Origin of the sequence: Butyrivibrio sp. AE2005, from assembly GCF_000686965.1 — a bacterium.
Classification (GTDB): Bacteria; Bacillota; Clostridia; order Lachnospirales; family Lachnospiraceae; genus Butyrivibrio; species Butyrivibrio hungatei_A.
In genome coordinates this window covers 219,333-239,283 of record NZ_JMMD01000001.1, presented here as the reverse complement: position 1 = coordinate 239,283, position 19,951 = coordinate 219,333, and the positions used below count along the sequence as shown (strand labels likewise).

Sequence of the window (19,951 nt, the reverse complement as noted above, 5' to 3'; positions counted from 1 at the left end):
TCGCAGCAAAAAGACTGCACTTACGACCTACCATGGTGCGGGAAGTTTTAGTAAATCAAAGAGAAGACAGCCATATTTAGCTGCCTTCTCTTTTAATATATATTTGTAACCTACCTGTTTATTTTTTCCCCATTTAATATATCAATATGTTGCTGACCAAATCTTGTACTCAACGTTAGGATTAACGCCCTTCTTCTGGAAAAGCTCACTTACTGTTACAAAAGTATAGCCCTGCTTCTGGAGTCCCTCGATGATCTGAGGAAGAGCCTGGACTGTCTTCGAATTTCCCTGGAAATCGTGAAGAAGAACGATCTGTCCGTCTCTTGCGCCGTTAAGTACCGACTGCGCTCTCTGCTGAGCTGATGTGTTATCAAGCCAGTCATTGTGCATTGTTCCCTGAATGAAAGGAACGTCAATGTTCTGATACATTGTGTTGCTGATTGCAATGTAAGGTGGTCTGAAGAACTTTACATCTGCGCCTACAGCATTCTTAATTGCAGTTGCTGTGCGCTGCTGCTCATCCTTTATCTGCTGAGCACTCATTCTTGACATATCCTGATGAGTGAAAGAATGGCTTGCAAGTTCACATCCCATGTTAACCTGTCTCTTCATTGTGTTTACAGTATTCTGGTTAATATTCTGTCCGATAAGGAAGAATGTAGCCTTAACATTGTACTTCTGAAGAATATCAAGCACTTCGTTTGTTGTGCTTGTAGGGCCATCGTCAAATGTAAGAGCGATAAGCTTCTGGTTCTTGTTATTATTCTGGTTTGCGTTGTTGTTATTTGCTGCGTTGTTATTGTTGTTATTCTTTGCAGCATTATTATTATTATTGTTCTTATTCTGTCCGTTGTTGTTTGAGCCTGAATTTGAGCCCGCACCGCTGAACTTAAGGTAATCAACGTAAGCATCCCACTGATTGTTATCAGCTGTTACAACAAGCTCTACAGTCTGGTTTCCTGTGCCATGCTTAACGTTCTTGATCGTATATTCAGCGGGATAAGGTCCGCCATAATAGAATGTGCCCTTGTTCTGGCCGCCGATCCTAAGATCTACTCTTGCCATGTTGTTGTTATTTGAACATCCGCGGAGTGTGAAATCACTTGTATCGCTTGCAAAATTCTGATTGAAGCTGAGCTTATCATTATTTGCATAAAGAGCCATTCCGTTAAAAGGTGATCCGATGGTATCAGCGTACTGTCCGCTCTTAGTCATGGACTCACACTGAACTGTTGCGGAACTCTGAGCACTGCCGCCGTTATTGCCGCCGTTGTTGCTGTTGTTGTTATTGTTTCCGCTGTTGTTTCCCCAGTTCCACCAGTTGCCCCAATTCCAGCCGTTGTTTCCGCCGTTATTGTTGCCACCATTGTTATTGTTGTTATTATTCTTGTTATTGTTATTATTATTGTTATTATTATTGTTGTTATTATTGTTATTATTATTGTTCTTGTTACTGTTGTTATTGTTATTATTACTTGAAGATGAACCGCCAACCTTCATGTCATTCTTATAAACATTGGCAGATCCGCTACTCTGATATCCCTCAATATTAAGAGCTGCTTCATAAATCTTTCCAAGCCCCATTCCCATCTTTTCCCAAGCCTTGAAGTGCTCAGAAACGCTGATAGTTCCACTTGTTCTCTTTTGAGTACGAACACTGAAGTACTGCTTGAAAGTCTTGTTACCTTCGATTGAAGGCTGATTTACACGAGTTGTCTCGTAAACATCATATGTTCCACCGTCAACCTGGATCTGACCCTTTGGTGATCCTCCGGGTGGACGCCATGAGCCCCAACTGTCTACGATGTAATACTCGATCATAGGGTCTTTTGTCCAACCATATACACAAAGATAAGAGTTTCCGTTCGGTTTGTAGTCACATCCATAATCAAAAGAAATATTGCCTAACTGCTGATATGTCTTTGTGCTGTCGAACTTCTTACCCTTTCTGAAAAGTGCATTTCCTATGTTACTCCACTGACAGCTGAATGTTCCACCTGAATTCAGCGTCATGCTAGTGTTTCCGCCATCTTTCCAAAGTTCGTAATCATATCCGTCTTGATTACCAGTTTTATTCTCAGTTATTGTCGTAGCCGCCTGAACTTTAAGCGCAGGGACGAATAACTGGGCACATAACGCAATGGAAAGCAGCGCTACTTTTAAACCGTTTTTCATCTACGATATCCTCCTCCATCTAAACCTCTTCTAAAACATTAATCGTATTGTAACATATCGTTCACATACGCGAAAGCTATATATCCGCACTGCTGTCGCATCAGATGCGATATGTGCGTTATAAAGTTAGAAAAAAAGCGCGGTTGCAAGAGTCTGTATATCTCAAGCAACCGCACTTTCTCATTTTTTCTTACCTTTGCCTTTTGGAGCCAGTGACTTAAGCGAGCTTAGGAGTTTACTACCTGCGCTTGTACCGCTCTTTTCTGACTTTTTCCTGTTCTTAAGCCATTTGAATATTGCGACCTCAACTATGATAAGAGCAAGCAATAAGCCCGCAGCTGCTGCCACCAGCTTAAAATCGATAAGCATGAAATCGAGGTATATTCCGTCGGGATCGTCAAAGTTAAGAAGATCCCACTCATAGGTCTTTCCATCCCTCGAAACATGCGTGGCATTGTGTGCCCGGGCCTTTGCCGGAAGATTGACGGTAAGCTTCATATGCGCACCGCTCATCTTAACATAGCTTCTGTAATCGCCGGAGAAATCCCTGTCTCTCGCATCGCGGAATATATCCCACTCAAGCGAGTATTTAATGCCTTTTCTCGTAAGCTTAAGCGACTTGAATTCATCGGAAATATCGCTGAGTTCGTTCGCAGAGACGTTTTCTTTCCTGATAATATATCCGGAATATCCTCCGTCCTTGTAGCCTTCAACGTCCCAGCCGTCCTCTTTGTAATCCTCCATCTGCTCTTCCGAGAGGATTTCTTCAAGGTCCCTGTCGCCCATATCTACCATTGCATAGCATATGGCCACGTCCATCTTGCCGTTTAGCTTAACATCCATTGTCGTCTCAAATCTGACACAACCGGAAAGCGCTAAAACGCTAAGCAAAGATAATAATATAACTTTTAATTTTTTCATACACATCCTATATATATTTTAAAACTAAATGTTACATAAAAATTATTATATAGCATTTTTATCATTTTAGCCATTTTATAAATCAATAAATATTTTTTATATAGAACTCCGTCATGCCAAAGAACTCCCTGACAACATAGTGAATTCCGCATGGAAAAAGAGTTTTCGCAGGGACTGAATAAACGTTCTTATACCCTTCTCTTTTGGCAATCGACATAGCTCTGAGCTCGTGAAAGCCGTTGGTCACTATACCTGTAGATATAGTAGGGTCACCTATTATCTCAAGGCTGTATCTAAGGTTCTCCTCCGTGTCGGTAGACTTTTCTTCCGGAATGATCCTGCTCTCATCGATTCCGTATTGGCTTACGAGCTTTCTCTTTGCGCACTCAGCCTCGCTTATCTCCTCATCGTTTCCCTGACCGCCCGATGCTATGATCTTTGTATTCTCATTTTCATCAAGGTACTCTGCTGCCTTTCTTATTCTTGCCTTGTACTGGTTGCTCGGCTCGGTCCCCTTAAGTCCGGCGCCGAGAACTATGATGTAATCAAGGTTTTCCTTTGGTCTTGCGCTCATTGCGCGGATTATCTTAACTTCGGTTACGGCGAAGTATGTCAGGAATACTGTGAAAACAACACGGTATATCCATTTAACCGCCGCAGGAAGCTTTTTCTTTTCCCTTCCGTCTATGCGGCGCTTTAGCATAAAAACTCTAAGTGCGGAAAATGCCGCTATTATAAGCCACAGCCATACCCACGAGAGCGTCAGCCCTCCGCCGTACGCAAGGCATGTGAAATAATACAGAACTGACCAGATAGTAAGTACAAAGTAGATATACATGAGGATCTTTGACGGCGTAGGTCGTCCCATTCCGGCATATCTGCTTGTTCTGCCTTTGTACTGCGTATATTCGCTTCCGTAGGTTTTTTCAAGGAATTTCTCTTCACGTAAGATCTGCAGATGGAGCATCACCATCGCAAATACAGAGATAACAAGAAGTACAGGATTAAAGAACATCAGAAGGATTCCGGTGTACACGAGGTTGAATCCGAGAAATGCAGGGTTTCTTGAGTAGTTATATATCCCTGTCGTCACAAGATTTCTTTTCTCTTTATCATCTTCCGCAACGCCCGCTCTCCAGCTGTCGCGCATCGTATATACAGAAGTAAAAAAGACAATGTCTCCTACAAACGCAAAGTACATTCCAATGATTCTAAACATCAGCGGAAAACTCACCGTTCCGAGGACGATCGATATAACCTCGGCAAGCGGAGCGAGGTAAGTTGCGATCTTCATTGTAAGCTCAATATAGTAGCCTTTGTCGCGGCTTTTCCCCTTTGCAATCTGATCGGTGACAATGCCCTTCTTTTTCTGAAGCATCATCTTAGTAAAATATATGCCGTAGAACACAAACATAAAAAATAAAGCAATAATCCTGTATGTCATCTTTACCATCCCATTAATCTTAAGTGCCATTAAGCTATTACACTTAATGGCACATATAATGGTAAATTCTATCACTTTTTGAATAAAGTCTCAAAGTGGTAAATATTCATGTACTGATACAGATCATTGCTTACAAGCTTATTTGCGAAGTTGTGGAACTTCGGATTTATGAGGCAGTAGGAATTGGCGCCTTCTACATAAGCTATGGACCAGAGGTTATTCTTGTGAAGTTCATAGATGCTAGATGCTATCTCATCTCTCTTGGCGCTGTCCGCCGTGTTGATCCACTGTTCATAGTATTCGACGAGCTTTTCCATATCTCCCGTAGGCGCAACTCCCAGGCTGTGATCTGTATAATACGTTCCGTACTCTCCATACCACTCGGCAGCCTGTGCTATCGGTACAAAAGCAGCCGCTCTCTCACTTAACGAAAGTCCGCCGGCGTCCATATGAGGACACATCGATGCAATCCAGTCATTATCGTCAATAAGCTGATCATAGGTTTCCGCATCATAATCCGTAAGAGTTGTCTTAAGGTGTGCGGAATCAAAATATCTCTTTAATGCGCTGTATATGGTATCTGCATTTCCTTCAAGAGATACAAAATCGATTGAAAGGTCCGAACCGTCCGCGAAGTGATAATATCCGTCGCCTCCAAGCTTAAGTCCGCAGCCCTCAAGGAGTTTCTGCGCTGAAGCAAAATCATAATCCGTCCACTTCTTGGACCACTCTTCGTCATATCCCATGCTTCCCGTTGACGGCGCGCACTGTCCCGGTCTCATGAATCCTTCCGAGATACGAAGTGATATTTCCTGACGGTCAACGCACATAGAAACCGCCTGACGGAAATCGGGATTTGCAAAAAGATCTGCATAGTTCTTGTCTTTACATGTATAGTTAAATGTCAGCTGATCCGCTCCCCAGCTCGAGCCAAGCACCGTCTTAAGTACAGCTGCATCTCCAAGCTCCGAAAGCATTGAACCTATCTGCTCCATTCCTACATCCATATAATCAAGCTCGCCGTTCGCAAAAGCCGCCGTTTTATCTTCGAGTTCATTGAACATATAGATATTGTCAAAATACGGAAGCTGTTTGCCCTCCGCATCAACTTTCCAGTAATACGGATTTCTTTCAAGTATGCATATTTCCGAGCTTTTTGAGTTGTGCCCTTCCTCTGTACTCAAAACAAAGGAGTTTACTGTAGGAATTCCCGAAACGTTCCAGAAATAATAGCAGGCATTTTTTCCAAGATCGGCTACAGACTCAAAGGACATTCCCTTAGCTGCGGCGTTAGCCAATACCTGCCCGTCGGAAAGCCCCGTATTTTCCCAATATTCATTCTCTACGTATAGCGACGCAGGGATAAGATCTATCAGGTAATGTGAAGGCGCCCAGCACCACTTAAGATCACCGTTCTCGATAAAAGCACCGGGATACTTGGGCGTATCAAATTTCCAGGTCACGGTATAATCGTCAACTTTTTTAAGCACGGCGAATTCGCCCGTCTCATTGTCCTTGAGTGCTTCCCAGCTTGCCTTTGTATCATAATTGTTGATATGAACCATGTAGTACCAGAATGTAATGTCGTCCGCGTTGAAATCATCGCCGTCGGACCACTTCATTCCTTGTCTTAATTTGAACGTCCATTCTGTATAATCTTCATTTGCTTCATAGCTCTTAATTACGTTCGGAACGTAGCTACCGTCGCAGTTGTACCTGATAATACTCTCAAGCACAGGTCTTGCTATACCCCATGAACCGGAAAGTCCCTGCATATTACAATTTCCGCAGTACTCGCCAATCTCAAGGGCATTTCCTGTTGCATCCGTCTGTGCGATGAAGACATCTTCTTTAATAGGGAGCCTGCTATCAACAGCAGGAAGACTTCCGTCACCTACCTTTGCTGACAGTTCAGGTGCTTCCGAATAATTGAGGCTTCCTCTGTTTACTTCAGAGACTGCCTGCGACGTTGCAGCTTCCTCAGAAGCCGGTTGCTCATACGATGTATCGGTAAAAGACTCTGTTCTTTGATTTAATTTTACACTTCTGCTGCCGCATCCTGATACCGTCAAGACTATAACCACCGTAAGAGACAGCGCAATATGTTTTCTATTCATGCGTGTAATCCTCCTTATTGATCATTGTCCGCCGGTCATCATAACTTGAATCCCGTGAGCTCTGTTGTCAGTGAATCAGCTGCGCCTCTAAGATCCTTGATGACATCATTCAGATTCTTTGCCGCATTCTGTGCATCAAGAGCCGTATTTCCAACTTCCGAAGACGAAGCAGCCGCTTCTTCCGAAACTGCCGAGATACCGTCAATAGCAGAAAGTGTATTGACTTTCGCCTTTTCCATATCGGCCACCTGAAGTCCGATCTCTTTAAGATGATCCGCAATCGTCTTGAAGTTTTCATTTATTACATTGAATTCCGAAAGCGTTGCTTCTACCGCTTCTTCCTGCTGTTTTACGATTTCTTCCGCATGCTTGGCTGCGGTCGCCGTCTGCTCGGTCTTTGCCGTAACCGTTGTGATGATATTTCCAATCTCACCCGCAGAAACAGCACTCTGCTCGGCAAGCATTCTGATTTCCTCCGCAACTACGGAGAAACCTTTTCCCGCAGCTCCCGCTCTTGCAGCCTCAATTGATGCGTTAAGAGAAAGGAGATTTGTTCTTCTTGCAATCTCATCGATCGTAGCAATGATATTTCCGATAGATGATGTTTCTTTTGCGAGAGCTTCAATATCCTCTATAACGCCATTGGTAACTTCGCTGGTCTCATTCGCCTTTGTCTTAAGGTTTTCTACCGCTTCGATACCGTTCTTAACAGATTCGTCCGCATCTGATGCCATGTCTCCGATCGCTTGTACATTCTTTCTTACGACTTCGATCTTATCTGTCAGTACGTCGGCTTCATCAAGACATCCTTGCGCATCATGTGCCTGCTGATCAAGACCAAGCCTAATCTCATCGACAGATGACGTAATATTTTCGGACGCAGTAACAAGCGACTCTGATGCTCCTCCGATATCATCCGAGGACTTCTTAAGAGAATCGGCGGTCGCTGATATCTTAAGAAGAAGTCGCTTGGTATTTTCTATCATTTTGCTTGCTGAACCTGAAAGTGCGCCGAACTCATCACGGCGCTTTGAAGTAATTGAAACTGTAAGATCTCCCTGTGCTGCCTGTTCGAATCCATCCGATATTCCCTTAACCGTGCTTCCGATGCTATTAGAAACGATAATTCCGACTATCGAAGAAACAACAGTTGCAAGAATCACTGCGATAACAGATGCAACTCTTATGTTATTTACGCTTCCGCTTATCACAGTCTCTGGAATACGGCCGCAAATAACCGCTCCGGACTCTCCTACTTTTGCATAGACATATAGATATACTTTTTTGTCCGTGGCATCTTTCATCCACTCAACTCCCGATGACTCGGAAGATGCTTTAATATCTTCAAAGAATGTTGTATTGGCAAAGATTGTTTCGTTTGCGTTACTCTTGCCGTTCATGTTGGTCTCAACGCCGTCGGAAGTTATAAAAGCAAATGTGCTTCCTTCGCCGAGGTTGATCCTTTCAAGCGCAACAAGAGATGTATCAAGTCTTATATCTGTGGAAATATAACCGAGTTTTTCACCGAGTGAATCATAAAATGGCTCTACATAGACCGCACAATAAGGAGTGCCCTCAATGGAATTGGCGCCCTGATAGGAATCGATGAATACTCTCGTTCCCATCCATGCACCTGCATTGGGACTTGCAGATAATAAAGAAGAATCACCTGTCTTATCAAATTCAGCTGCTGCCGATGATCCGCCATAATTAAACATCAGATAGTTTCCGTTTGCCACGGAAAACGATGTCTGTTTATAGGCCAAGATAGACATATCTCCGACTATATTGTCCGACTGTGCAAGGTTCCTTGCACTTCGGTATATCTCGGAAAGAGCATTCCTCGACTCCTCGGTATCCGTATATGCCCCGCCGTAATAGTTTTTGATCTCAGAAAGACCGGAAAGCTGCTCTGTCTTACCCTCAACAACCGAAAAGGTAAGCTCATAGTAATTTGCCATCTGCTGCAGCGCAGTCACGGCATTACTTTCATAAGTCTCCTGTGTTCCACTTGATGCTATAGAGTAAGCGGTATACCCGACAATAATTATAAAGATGACAGGTATCAGAAAGAATGCAGTCAGCTTAACCCTAAGGCTGTTCAGCTTTTTCATTGAGCGGCTCTCCTTTCATGTACAAAAGGTGGTGATCCCCCGTCCCCAAATCAGAGATTTGCAAATCTCTTAGTGCTGTTGCTTAGCTGATCTGTAACTTTGTTGTTCTCTCCCATTGCTTCGCTGATACCCTGAATCTGTCCGACAATCTCGGAAGAGTTGGCTGCCGAAAGGTTAATTGCCTGAGTACTCTCTTTTACAGACTCAGTAATGGATTCAACCGAGTCAGCCATCTTATCCATGATAATGTTAAGGTTATCGGCTTTTCTGTTGAATTTATCAAGGATATCATCCATGACTACCGCTGTATTCTCATACTTATCGCTGGTCTCAACGAATGTATCATAGTCATTCAATACGTCGTTATTTATAAACTCTATAACATCCATGGCGTTGGTTGAAAGAGTATTAACCGCTTCCGTAACTTCGTTACTGATAGTCTGGATATTTCCGGCCGTCTGCCTACTGTTGTCGGCAAGTGCACTGATTTCTTCTGCAACAACCGCGAAGCCTTTACCGGCTTCACCTGCTCTTGCGGCCTCAATCGAAGCATTGAGAGCAAGAAGGTTTGTCTGCGATGCAATATCAAGGATAACCTTGGTAAGCTCATTGATCTGTGCAACCTTCTCACTGTCTTTAACTGATTTTTCAAGAACCGCGCTGAGTTCTTCAACCTTCACGCCGGTATTCTCTTTCTTCTTAAGAGCTTCGTTCTTGATCTCGTCAGCTTCTTTCTTGATATTCTCGGCGGTCTCCGCTCCGTTAGCAGCTTCCTGTCTGATTTCGGAAGTTGCCTCCTTAACTTCATCGAGCCTTCCTGAAATCTGGTCCGCAGTCGTCGATACGGTATCCATACTTGCGGACAGCTCTTCAAGAGCAGCCGATGTATTTGTGATATTATCGCTTGCTTTTTCAATCTTATCCGTCATTGAATCGGCAGATGTATTAAGAACAGTGGAACCATCCTTAACTTCTTTTATTATTCCCTGCAAAGTCTCAATAAAGTTGTTGATACCGCCCACGATAAAACTAAGCTCCGTAGTTGTCTTAGTTCCAATACGAGACGTAAGGTCACCTTCATTATTGTTAATTCCTTTGATGATTCCCTGAAGTTCGGAAACGATACTTGCGATCTTCTTACTAATTCTAACCTCATTGAGAACAAGGCTCACAGCAATAATGATAACGAAGACAACTACGAGGACTATAGTCTTTGTAAGTGACTTGCCATACATCATATCAAGATATGCTTTAAGCTCATCTCCGAGGACGGCGATTGAAGCTTCCGCAGCATCATAAGCAGCATATACAGCGGCCTGCGCATCTATATACTGATTGATATATATATCCATCGCTTTTGCGGCATCCGCAGCACGAAGTTGAACAACCATGTCATCTGTAATAGCCAGAAACGCATTGGTAGTCTTATTTATCTCATCCATCTGGGCAGGTCCGTCCGCTGCCTGTGTGACAAGAATACTTCCCTGCAAGAACGCAAGAAGATCAGGCATCTCTTTTTCTACCGCATCAATATTGGTGAAATATACTTCATAGTTTGCGGGATCGTTGGTTCCCATTGATACGGCACCGAGCAAAGCAGAAAGATTACCGTCAATGGTTATAAGGTTTTCTCTGAGTCTTGCTTCCTTACTCAGAAGTTGTATCTCATCGTTACTTGCCCCAACAGAAATATTGATAATATTCTTCATATTGCTGTCCATGATCCCTATAGCGATTATGAACATTACAAGCATAACAACATTTACTGCCAAGTTCTGAAAACCGATTTTCTTAAAAAGATTAATCCCTTCTGTTCTGTTCTCTGCGTTATTATTCACTTACATGCACTCCTTTCCTCCAAAAAGAAAATACACATCACCATATAAGCAATTATAACGCAATTAAAGCATATTAGCGCACTATATCTCGATAATTAAGAAATTGTTTATACTCTTATTATAATTGCCAAACAATTCCTCTATTCATGCGTTTTTAATAGTCTTCGCGTTCGCTAAAGAAATCCTGTCCGTACTGTGACTCGGCAACCGTATCTGATGCAGGCATTGAAGAGCTTGCAGTTCTGTTGTTCTTTAATGCCGCTCTCTTTTCAGCCTTCTTTTTGGCTTCTATCTGTCTGGTTGTTCTCTCACCCAGCTGCTGACGAATCTTCATAAGTTGCTCAAGTGCAGATAATTTCTTCTTTGTTTCAGAAATCTCATTTGCAAGTTCGTCCATACTCATCGTCAAAAAGTTTTGTGCATCCATTTTTTAGTCTCCTTCCAGTTATAAAAGTGTTATGTTTCATTAGTACAAAAAAGCGGTATCTATCAACAGTTTTTTTGATAAATACCACCTTGTATTGCTATTTCAAATTGCACGTTTGTCCACGCACATGTGATAACATATATGCGAACATGTTAATTATATCATCACATTTCGTTATAGTCTATACCCTATTTGTCCCATGACATTTCGGAGCTGAACCGCGCCCACAAAAGCTCACAGATCTGTATAAGATAGGTAAGTGTCATCTGGTATCGAACATCGGGCCCCGGACTTTCATTCCAGGAATCATCATCTTTATCATTCTTGCGTACTATCTTTTCCAGCTGTTCCAATTCGCCTACAAGTTGCTTACGTTCCGCTATAAGTTCATCGATTGAATCGGATTCATGCATGGACTTATAACCTTCAGCCGAGATCATCATAATTCAAACCTCCTACTTTATAACACACAAAAATCTTCAATAAAAAATCTACTAATATCTTATCATATTTTTTTACGTTTTTTTCTAATCTAAATATTTATTTTTTGTTAATTTATATTTACAAATTGTTAATTATACAATAAAATATTTATAGTGATTAATGGATGTGGAGGACACACTGAAATGAACCAAAGAATTTATGATCCTATTACAGGACAACCAATTACAAATAATCAGCAATCATATGATGCTGCTCAGACTATAGAATTAGACAAATTTCAGTCAGAAAACCGCGCAGGACAGGATTTCAATCAGTTTTATCAGCAGGGTTATCAGCAGAATCCTTGGGGACAGGAAAATTTCTCATTTCAGCAGCCTTTTGGCAATCAAAACGGGCAACCTTTTGGTCAGGGATATCAGCAGCCTGCCATGAATCCATACGGACAATCATATCAGCAGCCTATGAACAATCAGTTCGGCCAGCCTATGTCAGGCGGATACGGTCAGCCCATGCAGGCCATGAACAGCATGTACGGACAGCCTTATCAGATGAATATGGGACAGAATCCATATCAGGGATACGTTCAGCCCAAAAAGAATAAGTTAACTCCCCAGTCAGTTGCACTGGGTTCATCTATAGCCGCAGTGATCGTTTTGACAGCGCTGTTTTTCAGCACTACTACATCTCGTGCCAACCCGTACGATCAGAACATTATTACAAAGCAGAGTCCGACTACCACAAGTAGCCAGAGCACACCGGGACAGACAATCACAAAGTCAACTCCCGCATCAGTTAACGAGTCTGCAATGTTCTCGAGTTTCAGCGTAGACGGCAAGCAGTATGCTCTTCCGATGAACATCGACGAACTTCTTGCCAACGGTTGGACATATGATGACAAGGAAGATGCGAACAAGACATTGTACGCCGGAGACTGTGAGACCGTAAAACTTAACTATTCGGGAAAAGGTAAGGATTCTCAATATTTTGGCGTGATCAATCATTCAATAGATGCTCAGCCGCTTTCAAAGTGCCTTGTCTATGACTGTGATTTTTCGGATTCATTTGTAAAGCAGACAGGCGCAGAAGTAAAATTCTACAATGATAAATTTACTTTACAGAAGACTACAGTTGACGAAGTAAAGAACGAACTCGGAGAGCCCAGCAGTACCAATACAAGCGGCAATTCGGTTACGCTTACATACAGAGGAAAAGGCAAGGAAGACGAATTTAACCTTTCCGCCACATACAGCTTTGAGAACAATGTACTGACATTTATCAGTATCCGTAACAAGACAATGCCTGCAGATTTCGTGCAGCCTGCCGTAAGTTCCAAAACACCTGATTATCTTGGTCTTTACAAAGCTCCTTTGACACTTGGAGATGACCTTTTATCCGGTAACTTCACTCTTGACGGAACAACCTACAATTTACCCGTTCCGTATAAGACACTTGCCGAGCAGGGTTGGACAAGCACAGGCGAATCAGAATCTGTTCCTTCAATGAACGGCGTGATTCTGACACTTAAAAAAGGCGATTTCAACATTACTGCAAAGGTGGTTAATCCCCTTCCGAACGCTGTGACACTTGATAATACAATAGTTGTGTTTATCTCAGCATTTAACAGCACACTTAATCCTCTCGACCTCACAATGGCGGGAGACATTAAGCTCGGAATGTCCAAGGCCGAACTTGAAAGTGCACTTAATGCAAAGGGAATCAAGAACTTCACATACAACGAGAAATTCAACACTTACAAGATTCCTTTCGATCAGGCTGATAAGTCGGAATTTCCCAAGGAAACCATCGAGATCTATTTAAGCGATGACAAAAATATCATCAGCAGTATCGACATCGAGCGCTACGACTGGCTCTCAGAAAAGTAAGAATTAAGTATCATAGGAAGCTATGATATAAAAGATAAATCCCCGTAAGCGTCATCATGCTTACGGGGATTTTTAATGTCTATTCTTTATTGAATTCTCCCGACATCGGAAGGCATCTTAGGTTGATGCATAATATACATGCACCTGCTGTCGCTACTTACTTTTACTGACTTGCGGGCAATTTCTCTTAATATTTTTGCAATAAACGTTTTCTCTCTTTTCATCTTGAATACCCTCCTTAATCCTTAAAAGTGTTATATTCCCGCAATAATTATACTTTATATTACGCAAATTATTCACTTCATGTAGAAAAAGCGGATATTCATGTAATTATTACGGATTATCACCTTCTTCTTTTCCGTACATTATTACATCAACTCCGAACTGATTTCCTTTGTCATCGATGATAACTTCTCCATCATATCCTGAAACCGCCTGTTTTATCGATGCAAGACCTATTCCGTGATGTTCCGCGTCATGTTTTGTCGAAAAGAATCTTCCGTATCTGTCTCGTCTGTTTTCATAGATACAGCTGTTCTTTATGCTGATCTTGAGCATGTTCTTTTCAAAGTTCATATCAAGACGGATAAATCTGCCCTTCGGCTGAACCTTCATACATGCATCAAACGCGTTTTCCAAAAGGTTACCTAATATAATTACGAGATGTTCACTCTTAAACGGAAGAACCGACGGCACAAAAGTTGATGCCTCAAATGCGATTCCTTCTTTTTTGGCTATGGAATACTTGTAATTTACAAGCGAATCAATGACTATATTGCCGCTCTTTGATATCTCTTCGCCTGACCTGCCTAATCCGTCGGCAAGAAGCTGCTGTATATAATTTACCGCTTCATCTTTTTCCCCCGACTCGACCATTCCCAGGAGACTGGCCAGATGACTCTTCATGTCGTGCCTCGTCCTCTTTATCTCCATGTAGAGTTGTTCCTGCTCTGCCGCCTGTCTGCTGCACAGTTCAAGCTGCTGGCCGTAAAGCTTATTAAGTGACTTAAGCTCGGCATCCCTGCTCATCCACGTATATACCTCGAAAATTATGTAATTCATCATTAGGAGAAAAGCACTTGAAATAACCGCAAAGTCGTTGTATTCATTGTGATGCGTCGCTATCAGAAAAATGCGGTTTGTAAGAAAGATGCTGATAAGCGGTATAGAAAGAATCATTAAAAAATATTTGAGCGGAATTTCACCGTATTTCGGCCCCTTCCATGTCTTATCCAAAGCTACTACAAGAAGAAGCATTATCAGAAGTGAAACAAAGCACACAGCGTCCCTGTTTTCTACGAAATCAATGCCGTACATCTCAACTACGATCACGGCTCCGACTTCCACAAGCATCCAGACTGCACATACGATAAATGAGAAAAAGCAGGCAATCTTTACCGACGCCTTTCTGTCCAGCATCGCAAGTGTAAAGATAAAGAGAATATTCGTAGATATCAGAACGAGCGGTCTTACTATATCCGTCAGATTTGACGCCGAGGAAAAAGTAAAATACATTGCCCACACAACATATCTGACTATGTTGTTGCTGCGTTCAGGCAAGAAAACGTCCATACATTTCCGAACGATCATGATAAAAAGAAAAGCCAAGAAAACTCCAGTAATAATCGACATGTACTCACCCATTTATAAGCCCCTTCTTTCCTTATAAAACCACCTGTTATAAATCATAACATAAAAACAACGGGCTTTTTCCAATTTGTAATATTTACGGCCTTTCATGTAAGAATCGCGGTTTTTGCATATTTCAGAAAAAAAATGTATACTTTCTTAGACAATATTGAATAATGATTACCAATCCTGCACTTTTGTTACTTACTTTGAATTTTTACCCGATTTTTGGAGGTAGGATATGATTAAGATTGCAATTTGTGATGACGATGTAAAGCTTTCCGGCAAAATTGAAACGCTTTTAAACGGTGAGTGCCTTGCAAGAGGAATACGCCCCGAGATTGATGTTTTCTACGACGGTTCCCCACTTGCACGCAGCATCATTAAAGGCGACCGCTACAGCATAATCTTTCTCGACATTGAGATGAAAGAACTGGACGGAATAACCACAGCCCGCATGATCCGTACGATAGACAAGGACTCGCTCATAATCTACGTTTCAAACTACGAAAGCTATCTCAAGGAACTTTTTGAAGTCGAGCCTTTCAGATTTCTTTCAAAACCGATAGACGAGAAAATATTCAAAAAGTACTTCTCTCAGGCTCTCACCAGAATCGACAAAGCCGAGGGCTATTTTCAGTACACCTATAACAGGAAGGTGAAAAAAACTTCAATAGGCAATATCGTTTACTTCGAAAGCAAGAATCGCGTGATAACGATTCATCTAAACGACGGTACAAGCGATATCTTCTATGGCAAATTAAACGATATCCAAAAAGAACTCGAAAGTTCAAGTCAGTATTTCTTTAGGATCCACCAGTCTTATCTTGTTAATTACAAATATGTATGCCGCATGAATTACAGCAGCATGACGATAAATTACGGCAATAACGAATTCTGTCTGAAGATCAGCGAAAACAGGCAAAAAGAAGTAAGACGAAAGATAGTCGAGATGATAGGCGACGGCAACTACACCGAATAAACCTGATTGGTTAATGGGATTTCTTTATGGACTACATATCAAAGAGACTCACAGATTATATATTAAATAAAGGCGTTATCGAAGAAAAAGATTATGATATATACAATTACGGCTTTGTGTGCTTCCTTGAAGTTGCACTGAGCACCCTGACAAGTATAATCATAGCTCTTTTTCTTGGTATGCTGCGCCCGTGTCTCTTCTTTTTTCTGATCTTCATCCCGATGCGTTCGTTTGGAGGTGGACTTCATCTAAGTTGCTACTTCGCGTGCTACATAGCTTCCTGCCTTATCCTTACCGTAACACTCCTTGCGGTAAAATATGTTACTCTCCCGCTCTTTATATCTTTTTCAATCTACCATTTCTTTGCAACCCTGATTCTCCTTACAGGTCCTGTAGATCATCCAAACAGGACTGTCGACGACTTTGAAAATAATATATTCAAAAAAAAGACGAATATAACGATTTTTGTTTCAACCGTTATATCCATCCTTCTTCTTTTTTATAAAAACAACTCCTATCTGATGCTCGAAGCCATTGTCTTCGTTTTTCTCGGCATTACTGCAATAGCCGGGAAACTTGCACACAGATAAGCACTCATTCTCATTATCAATATGTCATTATTCTGCGCACAACGTCCATATAATCACCACAATACTTCTCATAGACGTTTGCCATAGCATCTCTGAATTTCTTTCTCTCTTCGGGAGTAAGCTCGATAACCTGTGTTCCGTTGGAAACAGCGATCTTTCTTGAGCTTTCTTCTCTATCCTTCCAAAGCTGCCTCTCATACGCCGATGATTCAAGCGCACAATCGTGTATTATATTCCTGTCCTCTTCACTGAGCTTGTTCCAGATAACTTTGGAACACACCTGCAGCTCCGGAACTCTTATGTGTTCGTCGATCGTATAATACCCCGCAACCTTGTAGTGCTTCATACTCTCATACGACGGCCAGTTATTCTCTGCTCCGTCAACCAATCCCTGTTCAAACGCCGAATATACTTCAGAATATACAACCTCTACAGGCTTAGCACCGAGAGCCTCAACCATATCCGCCATCATCGAAGATTCCTGAACTCTTATCTTCATTCCGTTTATATCTTCAATGCAGGTGATTGGCTTTGTTTTACTGTAGAAATTTCTGGCGCCCGCATCATACCATGAAAGTCCGACAAGATCGTATTCATCTGCCTTTAAAAGAAACCTGTCTCCAATATCTCCTTCAAGCACTCTCCACATATGATCCGAATCATTATATAGAAAAGGCATAAGAAGAACGTTCATCGAAGGTATTCTCTCTGCCAGCTGTGAAAGTGATACTCTGGCAAAAGCAATTCCGCCGTATTTCATCTGGTTTATCGCTTCTGATTCGCTTCCCAGCTCCGCGTCATATTTTACAATTATCTTTATCCTTCCGTTTGTCCTCTCATATACAAGATCCGCAAATTTCTGTCCTCCGAGTGTAGTCGGATAATCTGCGGCCTGATTCTCTGCATACAATAGAACATATTCCGGAGAATTAGCTTTATCTTTTCTGTTATTAAAAAAGAATAAGACAGCGACCATAATCAAAATTATGCATGCTATCATCGCCACAATGGGCCATCTTTTTTTCATCAGTCAATGACTCCGTTTCTGTATTCACTGGGTGTCTGCCCCGTCATACGCTTAAAAACTCTCGCAAAATAATTGGCATCTCTGTAACCTGCTTCAGAACTGATATCTTTGATATTGATAGCAGGATTTGCCAAAAATTCTTTTGCCTTGCTGATTCTAAGTTCATTTAAATATACTATAAAGCTTTTACCGAAATTCTGCTTGAAAAGTTTGCAGAAATATACATCTGAGTACCCTAAAACTCCGGCAACGTCTTGTAGTGAAATATCTTCTTTATAGTGCTCGTCTATATATTTTTTTGCTTCACGCACTATCTCTCCCGACTTTGAGAAATCCTTTTCATCAAGATTAAAGCCTGAAGAAGGAGTGCTCTTTTTTATAGTATCTACGTTCTTTACCTCTGTTCCATATTTGTCCGCGATTGAAAATGCTTCTTCCAATACATTTATAAGTTCATTGTCCGCACCCGGTTTAAGTAAATAATCGAGCGCTCTTACTTCGATAGCTTTTTTGGCATAGCTGAATTCATCAAAAGCCGTGAGAAAGATAATACTGCATTTCTCATCAAAGGTTCTGATTTCTTCTGCGGCGTCAAGTCCATTCTTTCCGGGCATGGAAATATCAAGAAGCGCGATCTGACAATGCTTCTCTTTTACCAGCTCGACAGCCTCAACTCCGTTAGCCGCCAAAAATATCTCTATCTGATCTTTAAAAAATCCGTTTAATTTTTTTGATATAACCTGTCTCTCAATAGGCTCATCATCTGCAATCAGTACTCTATACATTCTTTAGTCTCCTCGAGTATAAATTGAATCTCCTGCACGGTAGGGAAGAATAATAATTACCTGTGTACCTTTTCCCAAGACGCTGTTAACTCTCATATCCGCGTCCTCATACATAGCCTTTATTCTCCTGAAAATGTTTCCCATGCCTATACCCATGGTACTGGTTTGTTTTCCGCCCAAGCTTCCACGTATCTCCCTAAGCTGGCTAAGTTCCATTCCCTTTCCCGTATCGGTGACGGAAATTATAAGCTTGTCAGCCTTTTTGCCAACCAAAACAGATACACTACCGCCCTCAACTTTCGGTGAAATTCCATGAATAATACAATTCTCGATTATGGGCTGCAATGTAAATGTAGGAACCATTACATTGTCTGCGTTCACCCTACAATCAACCGTATACTTAACTCTTTCCCCGAAACGCATTTTCTGCAAATACATGTAATCGGCTGCAACCTTAAGCTCCTGAGAAAGAAGTACTTCCTTCTCCTGATGCTTCAAATTATATCTAAAGAGCGAACTGAGTGCGCTTATCATCTCCTCAGTCGTCGATGCGCCCTCAAGGTTGGCCATTCCACCAATTACATTAAGAGTGTTAAAAAGAAAATGCGGATTGATCTGGTTCTTAAGAAGTTCCAGATTCATTGCATCAAGCTGCTTCTCTGCTTCAAGAGTCTCAACTTCTTTTGCGTGAAGCTTATCAAGAGCCTGTCTTCTCTCCTCCAAAGCACCTATGTACTCACCTGTCGCGTATTTCATCTTGTTAAAAGCAATGATCAGCTCACCAAGTTCATCCCTGTTGTTTGCGGCAACATCATCCACGTCGAAATCATTTGCCGCAATCCTTCTGGACGCATGCGCAAGCTTAAGCACAGGTTCAGTAATAGATTTATTCATCATCCTTGAAATCTCAAGTACCGTTGAAAACAGCAAAATTCCCATTATTACTGCAATCACCGGAACCATAAAAACTTTCGGTAACAGCTCATTATACTTGGCATTACCCTCTTTAAGCGTAAGGTCTATAAATCGCTGCGCGTAAGTATGCAGATAATTCTGCATATTATAAACGGCATACAATCTGCTCACATAGTCTCTTCTCGGTAATTTACCGCTAAGGACTTCATCTCTGTATCCGCAATAAACGTCATAACAGGTCTGAAGCGAAAAAAGCTGTGCATATCTGTTTTCTCCCAATCTGGAATAATTAAGCGGAATCGCATAGACAGCAGCCTTGGTCTGCTTCATCGCAAGCTTAAAAGCATCCTCGTTTTCACTGGTAGTACTGTTTACGTATTGATCGAACAATTCTTTCTCCCTGTCGATAACGGTAATTATCTCACCGCATCTGGAATTGTCCTCCATTATGTCATTAACGTCGATCATAAACAGCCTGATCAGGATCGCATCAAAGAATACTGCGACCAGGATTGTCAAAAATACACTTCCCGTGAAAAGTGATATTTTGTTTTTGATTGTGATCGTATACCAAAAGTTTTTTAAGTTTTTCATCTTTACAAAGACAGCAGCGTTATACTTACTCATAAAAGTATTATAGCGCTGCCGTCATCATTTTTC

General features: G+C 41.7%; 16 protein-coding genes. 3 read left to right on the top strand and 13 right to left on the bottom strand.

Features of this window, described 5'->3' with window-relative positions; all coding sequences use genetic code 11:
• Positions 1-141: 141 nt before the first annotated feature.
• The 8 genes from DL92_RS21715 to DL92_RS0101040 all read right to left on the bottom strand — a co-directional run bounded on the left by DL92_RS21715 (position 142) and on the right by DL92_RS0101040 (position 11,479).
• Positions 142-2,175 (bottom strand): glycoside hydrolase family 11 protein, encoded by a 2,034-nt coding sequence (locus DL92_RS21715; protein ID WP_026666655.1) that lies wholly within the window; start codon positions 2,173-2,175, stop codon positions 142-144.
• Between the two features lie 180 nt (positions 2,176-2,355).
• Positions 2,356-3,096 carry an LppM family (lipo)protein gene (locus DL92_RS0101070; RefSeq protein WP_155840968.1) on the bottom strand — a complete coding sequence of 247 codons (741 nt, stop codon included), beginning with the start codon at positions 3,094-3,096 and terminating at the stop codon, positions 2,356-2,358.
• 82 nt (positions 3,097-3,178) lie between these two features.
• Positions 3,179-4,570: an ElyC/SanA/YdcF family protein gene (locus DL92_RS21710; RefSeq protein ID WP_081811845.1), complete on the bottom strand. Its 1,392-nt coding sequence runs from the start codon at positions 4,568-4,570 to the stop codon at positions 3,179-3,181.
• 41 nt (positions 4,571-4,611) lie between these two features.
• Positions 4,612-6,657 (bottom strand): ABC transporter substrate-binding protein, encoded by a 2,046-nt coding sequence (locus DL92_RS0101060; protein WP_026655103.1) that lies wholly within the window; start codon positions 6,655-6,657, stop codon positions 4,612-4,614.
• A 38-nt stretch (positions 6,658-6,695) separates the two neighbouring features.
• Positions 6,696-8,771: a methyl-accepting chemotaxis protein gene (locus tag DL92_RS0101055; protein WP_026666654.1), complete on the bottom strand. Its 2,076-nt coding sequence runs from the start codon at positions 8,769-8,771 to the stop codon at positions 6,696-6,698.
• A 50-nt stretch (positions 8,772-8,821) separates the two neighbouring features.
• Positions 8,822-10,609 (bottom strand): methyl-accepting chemotaxis protein, encoded by a 1,788-nt coding sequence (locus DL92_RS0101050; RefSeq protein WP_026655106.1) that lies wholly within the window; start codon positions 10,607-10,609, stop codon positions 8,822-8,824.
• Between the two features lie 154 nt (positions 10,610-10,763).
• Complete coding sequence (locus DL92_RS0101045) at positions 10,764-11,036, bottom strand: hypothetical protein (RefSeq protein ID WP_026655107.1); 273 nt, start codon at positions 11,034-11,036, stop codon at positions 10,764-10,766.
• A 188-nt stretch (positions 11,037-11,224) separates the two neighbouring features.
• Positions 11,225-11,479: a hypothetical protein gene (locus DL92_RS0101040; RefSeq protein ID WP_026655108.1), complete on the bottom strand. Its 255-nt coding sequence runs from the start codon at positions 11,477-11,479 to the stop codon at positions 11,225-11,227.
• Positions 11,480-11,662: 183 nt separating this feature from the next.
• Here DL92_RS0101040 and DL92_RS0101035 point away from each other — a divergent pair, with 183 nt between their 5' ends.
• Complete coding sequence (locus tag DL92_RS0101035; protein WP_026655109.1) at positions 11,663-13,363, top strand: hypothetical protein; 1,701 nt, start codon at positions 11,663-11,665, stop codon at positions 13,361-13,363.
• A gap of 86 nt (positions 13,364-13,449) precedes the next feature.
• On the opposite strand, the gene DL92_RS0101030 is transcribed toward DL92_RS0101035, so the two are convergent.
• On the bottom strand, positions 13,450-13,587 hold the full coding sequence (locus DL92_RS0101030; protein WP_026655111.1) for a cyclic lactone autoinducer peptide: 138 nt from the start codon (positions 13,585-13,587) through the stop codon (positions 13,450-13,452).
• Between the two features lie 109 nt (positions 13,588-13,696).
• Entirely contained in the window at positions 13,697-15,007 is a 1,311-nt protein-coding gene (locus DL92_RS0101025; protein ID WP_026666653.1) for a sensor histidine kinase, read from the bottom strand.
• 226 nt (positions 15,008-15,233) lie between these two features.
• Here DL92_RS0101025 and DL92_RS0101020 point away from each other — a divergent pair, with 226 nt between their 5' ends.
• Complete coding sequence (locus DL92_RS0101020; RefSeq protein WP_026655113.1) at positions 15,234-15,974, top strand: LytR/AlgR family response regulator transcription factor; 741 nt, start codon at positions 15,234-15,236, stop codon at positions 15,972-15,974.
• Positions 15,975-16,000: 26 nt separating this feature from the next.
• Complete coding sequence (locus DL92_RS0101015) at positions 16,001-16,564, top strand: accessory gene regulator B family protein (RefSeq protein ID WP_026666652.1); 564 nt, start codon at positions 16,001-16,003, stop codon at positions 16,562-16,564.
• A 16-nt stretch (positions 16,565-16,580) separates the two neighbouring features.
• Here DL92_RS0101015 and DL92_RS0101010 read toward each other — a convergent pair whose 3' ends face one another.
• Genes DL92_RS0101010 through DL92_RS0101000 form a run of 3 tightly spaced genes read right to left on the bottom strand, consistent with a single transcriptional unit; the run spans position 16,581 to position 19,918 of the window.
• Positions 16,581-17,591, bottom strand: coding sequence for a TRAP transporter substrate-binding protein (locus tag DL92_RS0101010; protein ID WP_026655115.1), 1,011 nt, complete (start codon positions 17,589-17,591; stop codon positions 16,581-16,583).
• The gene (locus DL92_RS0101005; protein WP_026655116.1) at positions 17,591-18,376 is read right to left on the bottom strand and encodes a response regulator transcription factor; all 786 of its coding nucleotides are present in this window, start codon (positions 18,374-18,376) and stop codon (positions 17,591-17,593) included. Before DL92_RS0101005 ends, DL92_RS0101010 begins: the two co-directional genes overlap by 1 nt.
• 3 nt (positions 18,377-18,379) lie before the next feature.
• A complete protein-coding gene (locus DL92_RS0101000; RefSeq protein ID WP_242827147.1) occupies positions 18,380-19,918 on the bottom strand; it encodes a sensor histidine kinase in 1,539 nt (512 codons plus the stop codon).
• Between the last annotated feature and the right edge of the window lie 33 nt (positions 19,919-19,951).